The organism is Paraflavitalea soli, from assembly GCF_003555545.1.
In the GTDB taxonomy this organism is placed as follows: Bacteria; Bacteroidota; Bacteroidia; order Chitinophagales; family Chitinophagaceae; genus Paraflavitalea; species Paraflavitalea soli.
Genome location: NZ_CP032157.1, coordinates 2,689,610 through 2,707,657, shown reverse-complemented (window position 1 = coordinate 2,707,657; position 18,048 = coordinate 2,689,610). Strand labels below are relative to the sequence as shown.

The following is an 18,048-nucleotide window of genomic DNA, read 5'->3' as shown; positions in this document are numbered from 1 at the left end:
TAGGATTAAGAAAAGCAAGCAGCCTTCAAATTCATTGAGTTTGAAGGCTGCTTGTTTGTAAGGTGTTATCGATAGGATATTATTATTACTGCAAGCCGCGCAGGTAGGCCGGATAATCCGCGGCCATCAGTGCTTCGTCGGCTTTTCGTTGGGCCGTGAGTTGGTCGCGCACATCCGACCAGATGGTACCCATGGCATCGGCTCTTTTCTTTAATTCAGCAAGATCGATGTCCCTGCAATAGAGGGGTGTACCTGGCTGCTGTTTCCAGGATAGTACAATAGGACCCACATCAAAAGCGTCAAAGCCGAGTTCGTCTACCAGCTGAAACACTACATCTTTTGCTTTTTTATGGTCGCCTGCCACTGGTAAAGCGATACGGTTTCTATCTCCTTTCGGACGGCCCAGTGCTTCCAGACTGGTGGCCAGGATGGCGTTGAATACCTTCACTACAGGCACACCCAGTTGCTGCTGCACCCACCAGCTTTCAATGCCGGTTTGGTCGATGGCCGTGATGGCGCCATCGCGCAGGTTGGGGTAGTAGTTGCCCGTGTCAATGACTACCACGTTTTCCGGCAGTTGTCTAAACAGGTCAATGGGAAGATTGGGTACATTTTTAGTCGGAATGGAAACGATGATCACTTGTTGGTGGAGGATGGCTTCTTCTACTGTGGCTGCTATTGCGCCGATCCCCTTCGTAAATTCCTGTAGTGAGGCTGGTCCCCTGGAGTTGGCCATTGTAATGGTATGTCCTCCTTTCACCAACTTGGCTGCCAGACAACGTCCCATTTCACCGGAGCCGATAATTCCTATATTCATAAGTTAATAGGGTTGTTTATTTTTTAGGAGGAGATTTTTTGTCCATGAGTGATCCTAACTTCTTCAGTTTCGATGCCCAGAAATTATCAAAATAAGAGAGCCATTCCTTCAGTTCTTCGAAGCCGTCTTTTTTCAAGGTACAATACCGTTCCCGGCCAATGTCTTCGATAGCAATAAAACCCGCATTGTACAGTACCTTGATATGCTTTGACACAGCAGGGCGGCTCATATCGAAATTATCTGCCAGGTTGTTGATGGTGAGGCGTTCTTCAGAGAGCAGCATCAGCATCCTGCGCCTGCTGGGATCGCCGATCACCTGGAATACATCAAGTGTGGATGGTGCCATGGAATGTAGGGTCTAAGAGTTTGGCGATGTTGTTGAACTTTTCTACCCAGCCATGCAGGAAACCATTGTAGAAGGCCAGGTTTTCTTTTTTGGCAAAACCACTGTGCGCCAGGAACAGGTCTGTGCCTTTCTCTGTTGGCTGTAATGTCCATTCAACGATCGAGTCAAGCGAGATCTCACCATTACCGGGGCCGCACTTCCAGGACCAGGTCAGCTTTTTAAAAGGCACTACGGCCAATACCTTGCAATAGCATATGCCGTCAAAATCGAGGCTGGGTATCGGGTTGGTCCTGAATTGAAAGTCAAGTCCTACAATGGGTTGAAAATCATTTTTCATAAGCCATTGCCCCAGTAATTCCGGGTTTGTGAGATAATCCCAAACCGTCTCAACGGGATGGTTGTAAGAGAACTGGTGCTTAATTATCTTTTCCATAATAAGTAACTTTAAAGTTACGTAAAAGTATAGGTAACTTCTGGGTTACCCAAATAATTCTTATACATGCTGGTACAGGCATCAGTGAGTGAAACGAATTAGTATTTGGTACTAGAATCCGGTTTACCTGAAAAGAAGTTATCTTCGGGTAACCTCTTTGAGCTCTTATAAAACATCATAAACCCATTTTCTCAATTCTATGTTTAAGAGAATAGCCCCACTTTGTTACCTGACCGTATTCGGATTTATCGTCGCAGTAATAATGTTTACAGAAAGAGATGAAAAGAAATCTGTGGATAGCTTCCATATCAGACAGGCTTTGGGGCTTTACCTTACCGGCCTGCTCTTTATGGCTATTTATAGTTTCCTGGGGTCTAACCTTTTTTATGCAGATTTATCGTCCCTCGTTGTCTTGATCCCGTTGTTTGTATTGTGGCTGATGGGTTTTAAATGGGCAATGGAAGATAAAGAAAAAGCCTTTCCAATTATAGGCCGCTCTTTTCAGCGATTGTTCTCTTTTATTAAATGAACGGTCCTTACAGATAATACAGGTCATCCTGACTCAAGGTATATTATAATCTCTCCTGCTCTTCAATGCTGTTGGCTCTTCGCGGCACCAGTTTACCGCCGATATGATAACGAACGGAAAAACCAATCCGGTGGGCATCGGGCCGGTCGTAGTACTGATAATTGGTAGCGTCGGATAGTGATGCACCCTGTAACCGGTAAGTGCGCAGGAAATCCGTAAAGTTGAGTTGTAAGGTAAGGTTGTCTTTGAAAAAGGATTTGCGTATGCCTGCATCGGCAAAGAACAATTCATCTTTCAGGTAAATGCCCCACAACTCACGGGAATAAAAGAAAGCAGCCATTTCAAGCCTGAATCCACCGGGTAGCTTCCATTGCTGCTGTACCTGTACATTGGCAGCCCATCGTGAGGCGGTGGCATCACCCTTCAATTGCGGAAAAGGATACATGGAATAGTTGACACCTGCTGATGCCTGCAGGCTCCAGATGCCCAGGTTGAAGGGCGCAGAGAATAGAATATCTAATCGTTGCAGGTGACTGAAATTGGCGGTCTGGCTTTTCACCGCCTGGGCGGCTGAGTCAACGGATAACCTTTTCGTCATATAGTTATCCCGGTAACCATAAGTGGCGGTAAGGATGTATTTCCGGTGGAAGGTCCAGGCGGCAGAAAGCAGCCAGGCCATCTCCGGTACCAGGGCAGGATTGCCGGCGTAATAGAAGTATTGATCGGTGTACCAGCGCACGGGATTCAGGTCGGCATAAGTGGGCCGGTTGATACGGCGGCTAAGGGATAGGTTGAGCTTGTGTTGCTTCAACTCCTGATCGATGGACACACTCGGAAAGAGACTGGTATATGCCCGCCTGTTGGTAAATCCATCTTTCACGGTATAACCTTTGGCATCGGTACGCTCTATGCGAAGTCCCGCCAGTACACTGGTTCGTTTTATTTTCCTGGATACTGAGAGATAAGCCGCCGCTATTTTTTCCTTGTACAGAAAATGGTTCGACATAGATGCCGCTTCTTTGAAGGAGCCACTGATCAGTGAATCGAAGCGGTAATTGTTGTCGTTGGAAACATACGCATATTTTAAACCGGCTTTTATTAAGTAAGCCTGGTGCGTCCATTCGAGGTCTGTTTTGGCCGACCGGATGGTGATATAACCTGGCTGGTGGGAACGCAAAGCATTTTCATCCGTCACAGCGCCGCTTACCGGGTCTTTGTTCACACTCGTCATCAGGGCATCCGACAGGTTGCGGTAGCTGATATAATGAACTTCTGTTGTTAATTTTTTGCCCGTCGTATCAATGCTCCAGGTATGGGCCAGGTTGAAGGCGTTGTAGTAATAGGGCTCCACAATATTGTTTTGGGTTTGAACGATGGAGTGTAATACCTGCCTGTCGTCGTATTGGCTGGCGGTGGCCGCTTTGGGCGCCATAAAGTCATCGAAATAGCCGTGGTAGCTGGCGCTTAGTTGATGGCGGTCGGCAATACGCCAGTCGGTCCCCAACCGGTAGGTATAAAATTTGATCTTGTACAGGCTGGTATTGGTTCTTTCCAATTGATATTGACCATTGTTTTCAGTGATCGTGTTGCTGCTTTTACTGATCAGCTGCCGGTTGGGGGTATTGTAATCAAAGGAGGCCAATAAACTCAGGCGACTGGTATTGATACTGGCGGTAACATTTTCGTTGACCATCCAGGTACTGGCCCTGGTAATGCCCGACCGGAGATCAATAGCATAACCGCGGATATTTCTTTTGCGGGTAACGATGTTGATGAGCCCGGCATTACCAGCTGCATCAAATTCAGCGGTAGGCGAAGTAATGAGTTCGATCCTTACGATGTTGTCGGCGCCCATCGCTTTCAGAAAGTCGGACAGCTGCTTGCCGGAGAGGTAATTCATTTTACCATCGATCAATACATGCACGCCCTCCGTTCCCCGCAAACTGATATTATCATCCTGGCTGATGCTGATGCCGGGCATTTTCTTCAACAGGTCGAAGACGGAGGCGCCGGTAGTGAGCGCGCTATTGGCGAGGTTCATCACAATCTTGCCATTTTCTACTTGTAAGCTGTTTTTGGCAGCTACCACCGTTACCTGCCGCAGGGAATCGGTGCGCGGAAATACAGCGGTATCTTTTCCAACAGCTGGTTTGGATTTGCCGGCAATACTGTCGGGCATGGCTTGTGCCCATGAAGTAGTGGATACAAGGGTAGTAAGCAGCCAGGTGAGGATAGGTTTCAACGGTAATTAGTTTGGGTGAAGGTTAATGCATTAAATGGTTTCCAGGTAAAGCTGTTGCAGCTGTTGCGCATCAATGTCCCGGGCACTGAGTACGTGGATCAGTTGCCCCTGCTTCATGATCCCAATGGTGGTGGCTACGTTTACCGCATTGAAAATATCATGCGTGGCCATCAGCACCGCTTTGCCCTGGTTGCCCAACTGCTGCACCATGCCGGTAAACTCATTGGTGGCTTTGGGATCGAGGCCACTGGTAGGTTCATCCATAAAAATTACATCAGCATCTTTAGCAATGGCAATGGCGATGCCCACTTTCTGGCGCATGCCTTTGCTATAGGTGCTTACTCTTTTGGTAAGCACTGCCGGTTCCAGGCCTGCTTTGCACAGGAAGGTTTCTAGTTGCTCCCTGTTGTACCTGAACCCGGCCAGCCGGCTGAAGAAGTCCAGGTTTTCCAAAGCGGTCAGTTGGCCATACAGCATCACTACTTCGGGAATATAGGCAATGAACTTTTTGGTAGCATTACCGAAAGGGGTAACAGTAACGCCATTAATGGTGGCTGTGCCGCCACTGGGGGGAATAAAACCCAGGAAGATGTTGAGGGTAGTGGTTTTACCTGCACCGTTCTGCCCAAGCAGGCAGAATATTTCTCCCTTCTCCACGGTTAGGTTGAGGTTGTTGAGCGCCGTATGGCCTTTGTATTGTTTGGATAATTGTATAGCCTGGAGTGCGGGCATAGATTCGTTTTTTAGTAGTTGATCACGATTGTTATATATAAAAGCGAAGCCTGTAATAAGCAATGGCGGCTGTAATGATGGTAAGCAACCAGAGAGATAATAATCCTTTAAGCATGGGGCCTGTATCTATACCGGGAGGTGATGCATCGAATGCCGGGAGGTGGTTGAAATCTGCTTTCGTCATCATCCTGCCTGCAAACAAGGGATCATAACAAAAATGACTTAGCTGCCGGTGAAAGGCTGCAATGGATCTGCGAAAGTGGAAAGCATCTTCCAATCCGGTATGTCCAAGTAAATTGAACAGGTTTTGGGTATTGACTGCCGGATTAATAAAGCGGAAGTCCGCGATCTGCTGGTGGCGGTCCCATACCTGCTGATAGTAGGCATCTACGGAGGGTTTGGCTTCTGCATCCAATAAGGTCACAAAAGCCGAATAGGCCTGGAATTCAAAGAAGCGTGCGGAAGCGGCGGTATCTGTGGGTTTGTAGCCAGGATAAAGGCGGTAAAAACGATCCAGCACAGCTTGTTTTTCGGGTTTCGATTCTCCCAGCCCCTGCCGGCGGCGGATAAAATCCGTGAGCCTGGTAGGATCGGTCTGTTGCTCATTGGTGAACGATAGGTTGAGCAGTGCTGGTATCACTACCAGGAACAATAACCAAAGGGCCAGGCTGCTCATGGCATTAAAGGCGCTGCTGCGGTTGAATGCATTGATGAGTAACAGTAAGCCAAACCAACACAAGGTGTAGGAGAGCGCAATCAGCATCCACCAGGCCATATAGCTGAAGGAACCGACCGTTATGCCGCTCCATACAAATACGATCAGGGAGATCAACAACAACAGGCCGGTTGTAATGCTCAGCCAGAAAAACAGCTTGCAAAGAATGATGCGGTGAAGGGGTACCGGTTGTATGCGCAGAATAGAAAGTGTACCACGTTCCCGTTCATCGGAGAGCAGGTTATATCCAAAGGTGATGATCAACAGGGGTAGCAGGTAAATGATCACAAACGAGAGATCAAAATTGCCGGCCAGCAGCTTGCGGGGATTGCCAATTTCCGATTTGAAAAGTTGCAGGTAAAGATTCTGCGCATTGAGCTGCAGGTAATAGGGATTTACATCCCGCTGACCAATGGACAGTTTGGCAAAGGGCTGGGGTTCGTTGATCGCATAATAGTTGAGAAAGAAACGCAGTTTGGAGGGGTAAGCCGCTTTTTCCCAGGCCGCCATTCCTTCCGCCGTAGTGGTGTCGGCACTCAGTCCCTTGATCAATGCCTGCTGCTCCAGGGCATTCTGCTGACGGATATATTGTACAGTGCGCTGCTGCCCGTCGATCACTGCATTACCATAATGGATGGCGTAAAGGGCCGCAGCTATAAATAGGAGGAGGATAACAAGTTGCCCATAATTCCTGGTCAACAGTTTCCATTCATGCCCACAAATGAGGTACAGGGTTTTCATATTTGACTGATTACAGGAATTCGTTTGAGGATGATAGTAAACAGGAAGAGGGCTGTCAGTAACAGGATCGTCAGCGAAAGGAGTTCCGTGCTGTAAGTCTTCAATACCTCGCGCAGGGGCAACACCTGGTACCTGAAGTCTGGCACGGATGCGTACAGTTGGCGGGAAGCCTTATAATTCCAGTCGCCCAGGGTAGAATGCTGCATCATGTCCTCATTCATCTTTTGTACAAATGCCCGGCGGTAGGCTTCTGTCTTTTGCTGGAAGTCGATATGTGTATAGATATCGGTGGCTGAGAGCCCCATGGAGATACCTTGCAAGAACAGGAAGGGATCAAACAGGCCAGCAGTACGCGGCAGGCGATCCTGGTCAACCAGGGTTTGCTGTAACTGGTGAAAGTATTTGTCATATACTTTGCTGCTGTATTCCTCACCGGCCTGCATCACATATCCTTCAAAATTGAACGGCAGTTCGCTTACCTTACTGACATGGTATTGCCGAAGCACCTGTGCTTCCAGTTGTTTAGCTCTTTCATCTTTTGTATTGTGGCCGTCGATGCCCTGGGCAATATCTTTTTGGATGGCTTCCCGGAAAGTATACTGCGAAGGAAGGGGATAGCAGTCACTGCCAATATTGGCGGCAGCTTTGGGTATTATAATGCAGCCAATGATCCAAACGCTGAGTAAGGTGAGCAAGGCATTGCCGGATGTTTTGCTCACCGCAGATACAAATACCGTGAGCAAGGTGAAGAGGAGAAAGTAAGCGCTGTACACGGCCAGCAGCAGCAGGGCGCGTATCCAGCCATCGTTGCCGGCCTCAGGGGCCTGCCAGGCAAAGAAGCAGCCGGTAAGCAGGAGGGCTGGCAGCAAGAGCAACAGCAAGGCCAGGACTAGACCCATTACTTTGCCAGCGGCAACCTGGTAGAGGGAAATGCCGCTCCCCAGCAAGAGTTTGAGCGTACCATTGTCTCTTTCCTGCGTGATGGAAGCAAAGCCCATAAAGATGATGAGCAGTGGCACGAGTAGTTGCAGCACGAGCGCCACCGAGAGCTGTCCAAAGCGAATGGTGGCGCCATACCCTTCAGCAGGTTTGAATACAAAGTCATTCTGCCGGTGCGGTTCCAGGTAGGCGTAACTGCCGGCATAGTTATCCAGCCCGGCATCGAACATGCTGAACCAGGTTTTGGGCTTGTAGGCAAAGGTGCCGAAATGGGCTGCTATGTGTGGATGCTTGGGGTCCTGGTGCAGCCATTGTTCCCGTTTTTCGCGTTGCGCTGCCTCCCGGATATGCCGGGTGGTTTTGTAATGGCTAAAGCCTCCCCAGGCCGCCAGCAGCAACAGCAGCAGGATGATGCCTGCGGTGAGCAGGATCACCTTGCTGCGGTATACGGTTACCAACTCTTTCAGGGCTATTTGTGGAATGATACCTGTCATGGTCACTTACTTTAATTTGTCAAAGCCGGTACATTTTCCACCATTGAGCACGATCTTTTTGGTCACGCTGCCATTCTGCAGGGAATAGCTGTAGAGGCTGTTCTCTGTTTTGTTGGCGAAGGCAAAAAGGATCTGGTCGTTATTGAAACGGTTCATCACGGCACCGCCGGAGCCATATACATCGGGAAGGCTGCCGAGCTTGCCCGTACTTGTTTTCTGCGTTACGTTGATCTTATAAAAACTATACGCGGGTCCGTTGATCTCATAATCGTCGTTGGGGTTTACAAGCGCCAGGGTAAAAGCAAGGCCATCTTCAAAGAGCGAGATTCCCCGGCACTTGCGACCAGTGGCCGCATCGAGATCAAAGAAATAAGCGGGGTCGAAATCTGTTTGCCCTTTTTTAATGCGCAGGATACCACTGGGCCGGTTGGTATAACCAAGACCGGCTACATAAATATCTCCGCTCTTATCGATCGAGAAAGAATTGTAAGCCAGGAACACGCTACCTGTGCGGTAATCTTTGATCAGCTTGTCGATCTTGGCTGTCGCCAGGTCGATCACCGCTACATAGGCCGTATCGTTGTACTTTTCCACGAAGCCTGCTCCTTCATAAAAGACGCCCATAAACAATTTGCCATCGCGGGCCTTCATACCCAGGTAATACATCACGGGCGCTTCAGCGCGAAGGATGGGGGAGAGATCAATTTCACCCGTGCGTTCCATGGTGGTGGGATTGAATTTGATCACTTTGGCCAGTCCGCCTGCTACAGACGCATACGCTTCGGTGGCGCTTACAAATTCTACAGTAGAATAGGTTTTGGCGCCGGGCACTACCAGTTCTCCGGCCTTCACCGCTTTGCCCTTTTTGTCGAAAGTATATTTCGTCATCGTGGCCGGCGAGTTGAATACACTTACATAAGCTGCGCCGTTGTAAGTGATCATACGGCCATTGCCCGCCAGTTCCGAAGCATTGCCATTGCCAAGCGTGGCGGTATCAAAATTGGCCAGCCCCTGTATATAGGTGGTCTGCGCATTACCCGTGCCCGCCACCAGTGCGATGGCATATTGGTCGGCATCTTTGTTGACTGCCTCGTTGTCGTTTTTGTCTTTCTTACAGCCGGCAATAGCGATAGCTGCTGCCAGGCAGGGAATAAAGAGCGTTGCTACCAATGTCCTGTTTTGTTTCATTTTGGGGAGTGTATTTTATCGGTCAATAAATAATCGGCATTTAAGGTTCCAGGCACGGCCCGGCAATTGCACATTGAAATTGTCGTATACCCGGCTATTGCTTAGGTTATGTACTTCTGCGCTGATGGCTGCCCTGTTGTGGGCAATGGCATAACTGATACCTGCCCGCTGTACAAACTGGATCGGGATGGTGGCCTTGGTATCGCGCCGCCCATCGTTTGACCAATACAGGTAAAACCAGTTGACATAGCTGATCCCATACCAGCATTGAAACGTATGGTCTTTCTTAAAGAGGTTGTTGCGTGTCCATTGTAGTTCACTGTTGGCAAAAAGAAATGGCTTGTTGGGCAAGCGCTGGTTATAATACCTGTCATCAATATTGCCGGTGTTCTCTTTCTTCGACTTGTTGATGATGTGCTGAAATGTACCATTGGCCCATATGGAAAGCGAGGGTGTGAATTGATAGTTAGCTTCCACTTCCACACCGGCCGATAAGGCTTTCAGCAGGTTTTGGTATTGTGAGCTCCTGGGCGATGCCTGCAGGAAGATGATATTATCTGTAAGCCTGAAGAAGCTGTTGATACCAGCCGAGAACTTTCCTGGTCTGTTGTGCCGTGCCATCAGGTTCAGGTTGTGACTGTTTTCCGGCTGGATGGAAGGATTGGCTTTTACGAGACTGAAATCGCCAAACACCTCCATCTCATCCGGTAGCCTCGTGGCATATTCGTAGGATAGTTTAAGCAGCCAACGGGCATCAATATCCCATTTCAATGATTCGTTCCAGCCCCATTGTTGGGCGGAGCGGGCAGCAGGATTAAATACCATATTATCGATGGTGAAGCCATTGGCATGGTACGAGTTGTATTTTATAGAAGTGACGCTGGTAATGTTGCGGGCAAACGCATGTTGCCAGGCCAGTCCTGCCGTGTTTTTTTGCATTTGGACCCTGTGCCCGTAAAAGTTTTGCCCATAATATTTTTCTGCTAAGGAGTCTTTCCCGGTACGGGTAAAGAAACTGCTGGTAAGGGAGACGCTGAATTTGTTGCTGCTGTCAGCGGTGAAGTCGAGCAGCAGTCTTCCCACGAGTGACTGAGTAGTAAAAAGCAGGTTGGTGCGGGAGCTGGAAATTTCGCCATAGGCAATTCTTCGCTCATACACCTTGCCATCCCAGGTCCAGGCATTGAAAGAAGTGTCAATGAAATGTTCTTTGATCAGGGCGGCATTGGCAAAAAAGGAAAGGTTCAACCGGGGTAATAACTGCCGTTTCACATAGCGCAATCCTGCATTCCAGGTATGCTCCTGCCGGGTAATAGCGCCATAAGGTTCCGTCATCACCATATTGTGCTGCACATCTTTGTCCATCAAATAAAAGGAGCCATGTACACTAAAGAGGTCAGCCCACTTTTGCTGGGTAATACCTACTTCTGCATTCAACTGGTAATCACGATAGCGATCATGAAACCGTTTTACCTTTTGTGGTACCGGGTTACCCATTTGATCGGGCACATCAGCGGTGATGGTATAATTGTTATCACTATAGTTGTAAAAGCCTCCTGCCCGTATGAAAAGATGATGCCCTATGTTTCGGTAGGTATTGATAGCGGCCTTGTGCGTGTTAAAGGAGCCAATGCTATACATAGCATCCGTATAACTGGATAGTTCCTGTCGGGTAACGATGTTCACGGCTCCGCCAAGTGCATCACTGCCCAGCTCGATGGGCACCACGCCTTTGTATACTTCTATGCGGTCAATGGCATTGACGGGAATAATGTTGAGGCGATTGCCTGCTCCGAGGAAATCAGCGGGAATGCCATTGATAAAGAATTTTACCTGCCTGCCGCTGATGCCATTGATCGAAAGATCGGCCTGGCTGCCCAGTCCGCCATCCTGGCGCACCCTTACACCGGGCGACTGGTTGATAAGACCCAGCACCGTGGCTGGCCGGGTATAATATTTTTTAGCATCAATAACTGTCACTGCCCGGGTAGATTGTTGCAGGCTGCCGGCAGAGGCAGCGCTGACCTGCACCGCTTTCAGTTCGTGGGCGCTTTTTTTCACCGTATCCTGCAGGTGGGTGCTATCGCTTGCAGGCGATATCGGCAACGACTGGGCGTAGCCTTGTTGTGTACACAACAGAGCTGTCAATATCCGGATGATGGGCAATAATCTGTTCATCGTATTTCTGTGATAAGCTGTTGGGTGATCAGTTCATCATACAAGGCGCTGTTTTTCTCGCGTAGGGCCGTCAGGGTGTGCATGCCATCGGCTGCTTCCCATATTTCGCGCTGCGGGCCGGTAAGGCGCCAGGCATTGTATCCTTCGCGCGGCAATACATAGGTCACCGGTATACCTGCTTCTTCTTTGCGCAGAAAAAGATATTGCTGGTTACGAAGCGGCCGGGGCTGCCGGAGGCAATGCAGGGGCACTGTGATCCTTTCTTCGTTGTATACCAGGAAAACCATGTGGCCGGCGGTGGTTACTGCGTGGCTGGTATGCGGGGCCAGGTAAAATACTTCCAGGGCTTCCGGTTGCAGGTGGTTGTTGTTGGTATAAGTAATCAGCTTTACCGGCACGGCTTCCGGGCCAGGGTTGTGGATGGTTACTTCATGGTGTGCATGGGTGCTGAGGTCCAGCTGCTCTATATAGAAAAAATCATCGGTGGCTGTTCCTGATTGCCTGGCCATACCATCGAGGTGCATTTCCGAAAGCAGGGTATACTTGCCGGGTGGCGCATCAGGCGGCACTGTCCAGGTGAAATAGTAGTGCCTGCCGTTTTGAATATTGGTCAGTATCTCTACGAGTTTTTCCCGTGGCTGCTGGCCTGCCAGGTAAGCTGCCAGCACCAGTAGCGGCGTATGTTTGTTGAGATACTGGTAGGCGCCGCTTTGCTGTAGGTAGGCGGGAGCAGGGGCTGCCGTTGATGGCAGCAGCAATACATGCTCTTCGAAAAGTAGGTAGGTATGTCCGCGGGGGCTGATAATGCCGATCCGTACGTAGGGACATACGGCTGTTTCCATACCTGCGGGAAGGGTCAGGTTCCAGTGAATGGTAACCGAGCTGCCGGCTATTGTGCGTTTTGGGAAGATACTCATATCAATGCTTGCGAAGATTTTTGATCACCTGTTTGCTGTATTGGATAGGATATTGTTGAAACCATTTCACCACGGTGTCGGGGCCGAGTTCATCATAGGTAACCGACATCAGCCTGGCGAGTTTTGCGTTGAATTCATTTTTTACGGCCGCCGCATCAGCCGCCAGTTCCGCACGATACTGGGTTTTGGCGGCTTTGGTAGCGGGGGTGTGGTGCAGGTAGCCTCCAAAATAGAAGGAGCAGAAATCCTGGTACTCTTTGGTGAAGAGTATGAAGTTGTGCCACATCTCATCTACGATCAGCAGTTCGTCGGGGATGAACACGCCTGGCTGCCGGCAGATGAAGAGGAATTTCTTTGTTTCGGTAAAGATGTCTGCTGCTTCTTCATTGGTAACCTCCATCAGGTCGGTAAAGCGGGAGAGCACATCTTCATTTGTGTATTGCATCAATTCTGTAAGCATGATAGCGCTCATGACAGTAATGTTTTAGGTATAGGAACAGCGGAGGGCAGGCCTCCGCTGTTTTTTTACGACAGACTAACCACTAATCCTGGGTGCTGCAGCAATGGCTGCCGCCGCAGCAATGTGTAGCAGTACCCCAGGCCCTTTCCTTGATAATGGAAGCAATGAGTGCATCCTTGTTGATGAGTTCCATAGTGAAAATGTTTAATTGTTGGCGCCTACTATTTTCGGATGGAGGTGTTCGGCATTTTCCTCCCTTGCCATAGCAGCACGGGTACCGCGTGCCTGTACGACAATTCAGTATGCACAACAGGACATGTCGCCCTGGACAAGTAAATGCTGTAAATAATAAAGGATGAATAAGTACTGGCTGTAGCCGACAGGAACAATGCCAGTGAAAGAAGACTCACAGGGGATCAATTATATGCACGGGTTTCGAGGTCCGGCATACTATGACCTGGTAAGCTGTGTGTCGGGTATTATGACAGGGGAGGACCTCTGCCTTCGACCGTAAATAAGCGGCTGGGGTTGATACTCGTTAGCAGCCCGGTGTAAGTAGGTGCAATATGTACAGGTGCTATCACCAGCAATACCTCACCAGTGAAGGGGGCGTCTTTGGCCAATTGGAATTCGCAAATCGCACAGGAGCCGTGGACCATGGTTGCCTTGGTAATAATGTTCTCCTGATGGCAATGGTGGCCCGTGTTGCCGGAAGGATGGATGTGCAAGGCTTTGGTGAGGTGTACCAATACCAATAGCATCATCAGCAGCGCTGAGATCAGTTGTTTGGTATGTGCATGCCTCGTGTTACGCATCGAAACAAAGATAGGGGAAATTGTAATTAATGCAACTAAGTTGTATTTTATTTTACAACTTTGCTGCAAATCATTAGCCTATGCTTATCATGGATTATGAAGTAGCCGTTGTTGGAGGCAGTCATGCGGGCCTGGCGGCGGCCCATACATTGGGCAGGAGTAAACGCAGGACTATTGTCTTTGATACGGGCAAACCAAGGAACCTGTCAAGTACGCGGTCACACAACTTTTCGGGTCATGATGGGGTTTCTCCTGTTGATCTGCGGGCTGCGGCTCTTAATGATCTTTACAAGTTTGGCCATGTAATGATCTCCCCGCAAGCCGTGGTTGGCTTGTCTGTTTTCGAAGGAGGCTATCAGCTAACCACTGATCAGCAGCAGGTCATTACCGTGCGTAAGATCATATTGGCCACGGGTGTCACGGATCATCTCTTGCCCATTGAAGGTTTGCAGGCACTCTGGGGAAGAAAGGTATTTCACTGTACTTATTGTCATGGTTGGGAGGTCAGGGATCAGCCTGCGCTGGTATTGGTAAAAGGTATGATTGCCTGGGAAGTAGCCATGAGCCTTAGTCAATGGAATAGCCAGCTTACTTTTCTATTGCATGGTACTGCTGTGGAAGACGCTGCTAAAAGAGATCAACTGCTACAAAAGGGATGGCCACTAATAGAAACACCCGTAGTGCGTATAGCCGAAAGTGATACAGGTCTGATTGTTTCCCTGGCCGATGGACAAATACGCACAAGTCCTGTTGTCTATACCAAACCTATTCGTGTACAATTCAATAATGAATTGGCCGTGCTATTGGGCTGCGAATTGAGCCGGAGTGGTTCAGTGCTCACCGATGCTGCCATGCAGACCTCAGTACCCGGCGTTTTTGCTGCCGGCGATCTTGCACATCCGGGTTATCACCAGGTGTCGGAAGCCATCAGTACAGGGCATAAAGCGGCGGCTTTTTGTAATAATCAGTTGAGTATGGAGGATTTTATGGGGTAGCCTGCATACCCTACTACAAATTGAGTATTTCCCACGCAGCCGGAACGATGAACTTTTGCATACATCAATCACTTTAAGTTCCAGGCAATGAAAAAGATAATACTTTACTTACTGCTTTTAACCCTTATCGGCCAGGCCTGTCGCAAGAACGACAACGGCGGCAATACCGACAACCCTCCACCCATTCCCGAACTTCCCAAAGAAGGCGTGGTGGTCAACACCAATGTATTTGGAAGGATCGTGGACGAGCTGGACAAACCCCTGTCGGGTGTGGCCGTGACCGGCGGTGGTAAAACCACCAATACCGATGAGAACGGCATTTACATGCTCATGAATGTACAACTCGACCAGGCCAGGGCCTACCTTACGGCTGTAAAGCAAGGTTATTTTAAAGGCTCCCGCATCTTCCAGCCCATCAAAAATGGTATGTCCAAACCTCCGCTCATCAAAATGCTCACGATGAAAAGCATCGGCACCATCAATGCTGCTACAGGCGGTGCGGCTGAATCCACCGGGGGCATTAAGATCGAATTGCCGGCCAGTGCTATCGACGGGTATACCGGACAGGTAAACGTAGTAGCCAATTATGTAAACCCCACCAGTCCCGATTTCTTTGCCCGTATGCCGGGCGACCTGGCAGCCAACAATGCCGCCAACCAACGGGGCGCGCTTATTTCTTATGGCATGTCGCACCTCGACCTGCTGGATGATAAAGGCAATAAGCTTACCATCAAAGCCGGCAAGGAAGTGACGGTTACTTTGCCGGTACCACAAAAGCTGCAAAGCTCGGCCACCACCACCATCGACATGTGGTACTTCGATGAAACAACCGGCATCTGGAAACAGGAAGGAAAGGGCACTTACCAGAATGGTAAATATGTAGGTAAGGTCACACACTTCTCTGTGTGGAACTATGATCACTGGAATCCCCTGATGATCCTGCCCATGTTCCTGCGCTGGATATTGCCCAACATCACCAGTATGCCACCGGAAGACATCGACAATATTGTCAATCACCCGCCCGACTTCATCCTGCAGGTACGCGATAAGAAAACACAAACAACTTTATATACCAATACCTTTCCTCCTCCCGTACCCAATCCCAACAACAATCCTCCCGGCGGAACCAGTTCCGTTACTTTCCCACTTCCCAATATGACCGATGTGATGGAGGTCACGGTTATGCCGGTGCAACCCGGGGGACCCGATTATCCCACCAATCCCAACTATACGCCCACGGGCGGCGAGGTTCCTCCGGCTGCACCCACATTTGCCGATGAAGGGCAAAGTGTTACTATTGAAGTCAGGCCCACCAATCCTCCTTCTACCATCACCATTACCCTTCCTCCCGCCAGCAGTGGCGGCGGCAATGGCGAAACGGTGGTCAACGTCAACGGCAAAGCGGTGAACTGCGAAAACAAAGCCGTGACTACCGGTTATGCCTTCCTCAGTATGCGCAGCGGCAATACCATTGTGAAAAGTACAACAGCCCCCATCTTTGGTACAGACGGAAGGTTTACGGTGCAATACCTGTTCATGCGTGCACTCACCAACCGCATCGACAATGTGGTGCTCACGGTGTATGACGTGGCTACGGGTAAAAAAAGCCAGGATATGAAGATCAATGTCAATCCTTCCGTGGCGCATATGATACAGGATGCGGTGAAAGTATGTGACAACCCAGGCCCGGGCCCGGGTACAGGCACGGACAAAGTATTCCAGGGCAATTATTCCATCAACGATGCCGCCAGCCTGAAAGCATTTATCGACTCCGGCTATACAGCGGTGTCGGGTATATTATATGTTTCCAATATGACCGATCTGGGCGGAATTATCAAACTGAAGAAAGTATGGGGACTGGAATTGCGCAGGAACAATGTTACCAGCCTGGGTGGATTGGCCGAATTGGAAGAGATGTCGTGGTTATCATTGGTAGAGAACGGTCAACTGGTCAGCGTTGCTTTTCCCAAACTGGCCAGCAAGAGTGTACAAGGCATTCATATCAACTACAACCTTTCGCTGGTAGCGCTTACCCTGCCTTCCATAGAATCGGTAAGTCCACTGGGAAATGATAATATTTCGATCACCGGTAACCCCTTATTGAAAACCTTGTCTATTCCCAACCTGAAATCGGTAGATAAGTGCGGTTTTATTGAGCTATCCAATACCTTGCTTACCAACCTGAATATGTTTACCAATGCCAGTGGTACCCTGGGTACATGGGGCATGACGCTGATAGATAACCCGGACCTTACTTCGGTAAGCGGATTGAAAAATATAGTGTGCACGGCCAGGCTTACCATCGATCAGTGTCCCAAACTGACCACCCTCGATGGGATTAACATACCTTCCATTGTCACGGATTGGGTAACGCTTACGCGCAATGAGGCGCTTACGGATATAACAGCGGTAAGCAATAAATTAAAGTCTACCGCAGGGTTGAGCATTAACCTCAACAAGGCATTGAAAACAGCTCATTTCCCCTTGTACGAAAAAGGGAATATTACCTGCAAGGACAATGGCGAATTGACCACCCTCACCTTACCCTTGTTCAAGGAAGCAGATGCTGTAGACCTTACGCACAATGTGAAATTGGCCACTATCAATATGAATGCCCTGGAAAAGCTGCCCATTTCGTTTAATATGGTAGGCGGTTTTGAAACCGTGCAGGCACTTACAAGTTTCGACCTGCCGGCGTTGAAGACGGTTGGAAGATTTGTGATCCAAAATTGCCCGGGTATCCTAAACCTGGATGGATTTGCCAACCTGGAAAACGTAGACGGTGATCTTGTTATTTCAAATGCCAATATCCCGGGCGCCAGCATCAAGCTGCAAACGATAGGTGGATTTAACAAGTTGACCAATGTCAGGTTCTCCCTGGGATTGGAAACAGCGGCAGGGTCGGGAGACAGGCTGGCAGGATACGATGGTCCGCTGAAAAGCATCAAAGGTTTTACCATGCTGAAGACAGTAGGGGCTATGTTCAATATCGGCGGCAAGAACCTGACGGATATTTCAGGATTCGCCAACCTGGAGAGTGTGGGACAAGACCTCAGGATCATGACAACAGGGTTAACCGGGCTGGGTGGTTTGGCCAAACTAACCTCCTCGGGCCTTAATGAAAACCGTTTGATCTATATTGGCGATAATACCAAGCTGACTTCCCTTGCCGGGCTGACATCCATCACCAATATAGTGGGCATATATGTGGCCCGCAACCCTGAATTGCTCAACCTGGATGGCCTGGAAAAAGTAAAAGCGATGCGCTATGGTATGACGATCGGCCAAAACGATAAACTGGCCAACCTCAATGGGCTCAGCAATGTGGACGGCGCCATTACGAGCATCACCATCAATGAGAACAAGGTATTGAAGAATTTCTGCGGTATTACCAAAGTGGTGAAGGCAGGGGCTATTTCCGGTGGGTATTATGTTACCAGCAATGCTTACAATCCCACCCAGCAGCAAATAATAGCCGGCCAATGTAGCCAGTAACCCGGAAACCGGTAA

Annotated in this window: 15 protein-coding genes; 3 read left to right on the top strand and 12 right to left on the bottom strand. The window is 49.3% G+C overall.

The annotated features are described in order from the left end of the window. Positions 1-85 precede the first annotated feature (85 nt). Genes D3H65_RS10015 through D3H65_RS10005 form a run of 3 tightly spaced genes read right to left on the bottom strand, consistent with a single transcriptional unit; the run spans position 86 to position 1,596 of the window. On the bottom strand, positions 86-817 hold the full coding sequence (locus tag D3H65_RS10015; protein WP_119050177.1) for an NADPH-dependent F420 reductase: 732 nt from the start codon (positions 815-817) through the stop codon (positions 86-88). Positions 818-833: 16 nt separating this feature from the next. Next, positions 834-1,163, bottom strand: coding sequence for an ArsR/SmtB family transcription factor (locus D3H65_RS10010; protein WP_119050176.1), 330 nt, complete (start codon positions 1,161-1,163; stop codon positions 834-836). Continuing rightward, on the bottom strand, positions 1,144-1,596 hold the full coding sequence (locus D3H65_RS10005; RefSeq protein WP_119050175.1) for an SRPBCC family protein: 453 nt from the start codon (positions 1,594-1,596) through the stop codon (positions 1,144-1,146). Before D3H65_RS10005 ends, D3H65_RS10010 begins: the two co-directional genes overlap by 20 nt. Positions 1,597-1,795: 199 nt before the next feature. Here D3H65_RS10005 and D3H65_RS10000 point away from each other — a divergent pair, with 199 nt between their 5' ends. Beyond that, positions 1,796-2,125: a hypothetical protein gene (locus D3H65_RS10000; RefSeq protein WP_119050174.1), complete on the top strand. Its 330-nt coding sequence runs from the start codon at positions 1,796-1,798 to the stop codon at positions 2,123-2,125. A 43-nt stretch (positions 2,126-2,168) separates the two neighbouring features. On the opposite strand, the gene D3H65_RS09995 is transcribed toward D3H65_RS10000, so the two are convergent. From D3H65_RS09995 to D3H65_RS09955, 9 genes are all read right to left on the bottom strand, one after another. Further along, positions 2,169-4,367, bottom strand: coding sequence for an outer membrane beta-barrel family protein (locus D3H65_RS09995; RefSeq protein ID WP_119050173.1), 2,199 nt, complete (start codon positions 4,365-4,367; stop codon positions 2,169-2,171). 30 nt (positions 4,368-4,397) lie between these two features. Further along, positions 4,398-5,099: an ABC transporter ATP-binding protein gene (locus D3H65_RS09990; RefSeq protein ID WP_119050172.1), complete on the bottom strand. Its 702-nt coding sequence runs from the start codon at positions 5,097-5,099 to the stop codon at positions 4,398-4,400. Positions 5,100-5,130: 31 nt separating this feature from the next. Beyond that, entirely contained in the window at positions 5,131-6,555 is a 1,425-nt protein-coding gene (locus D3H65_RS09985; RefSeq protein ID WP_119050171.1) for a DUF3526 domain-containing protein, read from the bottom strand. After that, positions 6,552-7,988 carry an ABC transporter permease gene (locus tag D3H65_RS09980; RefSeq protein ID WP_119050170.1) on the bottom strand — a complete coding sequence of 479 codons (1,437 nt, stop codon included), beginning with the start codon at positions 7,986-7,988 and terminating at the stop codon, positions 6,552-6,554. Before D3H65_RS09980 ends, D3H65_RS09985 begins: the two co-directional genes overlap by 4 nt. Before the next feature lie 6 nt (positions 7,989-7,994). Continuing rightward, complete coding sequence (locus D3H65_RS09975; protein WP_119050169.1) at positions 7,995-9,176, bottom strand: hypothetical protein; 1,182 nt, start codon at positions 9,174-9,176, stop codon at positions 7,995-7,997. A gap of 15 nt (positions 9,177-9,191) precedes the next feature. Then, complete coding sequence (locus D3H65_RS09970; RefSeq protein ID WP_119050168.1) at positions 9,192-11,351, bottom strand: TonB-dependent receptor plug domain-containing protein; 2,160 nt, start codon at positions 11,349-11,351, stop codon at positions 9,192-9,194. Beyond that, complete coding sequence (locus tag D3H65_RS09965; RefSeq protein ID WP_119050167.1) at positions 11,348-12,268, bottom strand: hypothetical protein; 921 nt, start codon at positions 12,266-12,268, stop codon at positions 11,348-11,350. Before D3H65_RS09965 ends, D3H65_RS09970 begins: the two co-directional genes overlap by 4 nt. Before the next feature lies 1 nt (position 12,269). Beyond that, entirely contained in the window at positions 12,270-12,740 is a 471-nt protein-coding gene (locus D3H65_RS09960; RefSeq protein WP_119050166.1) for a glycine-rich domain-containing protein, read from the bottom strand. 467 nt (positions 12,741-13,207) lie between these two features. Further along, the gene (locus D3H65_RS09955; protein WP_119050165.1) at positions 13,208-13,543 is read right to left on the bottom strand and encodes a hypothetical protein; all 336 of its coding nucleotides are present in this window, start codon (positions 13,541-13,543) and stop codon (positions 13,208-13,210) included. Between the two features lie 80 nt (positions 13,544-13,623). On the opposite strand from D3H65_RS09955, the gene D3H65_RS09950 reads away from it, so the two are divergent. Both D3H65_RS09950 and D3H65_RS09945 read left to right on the top strand, forming a co-directional pair. Then, positions 13,624-14,538: an NAD(P)/FAD-dependent oxidoreductase gene (locus D3H65_RS09950; protein WP_119050164.1), complete on the top strand. Its 915-nt coding sequence runs from the start codon at positions 13,624-13,626 to the stop codon at positions 14,536-14,538. A gap of 87 nt (positions 14,539-14,625) precedes the next feature. Beyond that, entirely contained in the window at positions 14,626-18,033 is a 3,408-nt protein-coding gene (locus D3H65_RS09945; protein ID WP_119050163.1) for a leucine-rich repeat domain-containing protein, read from the top strand. Positions 18,034-18,048: the final 15 nt, after the last annotated feature.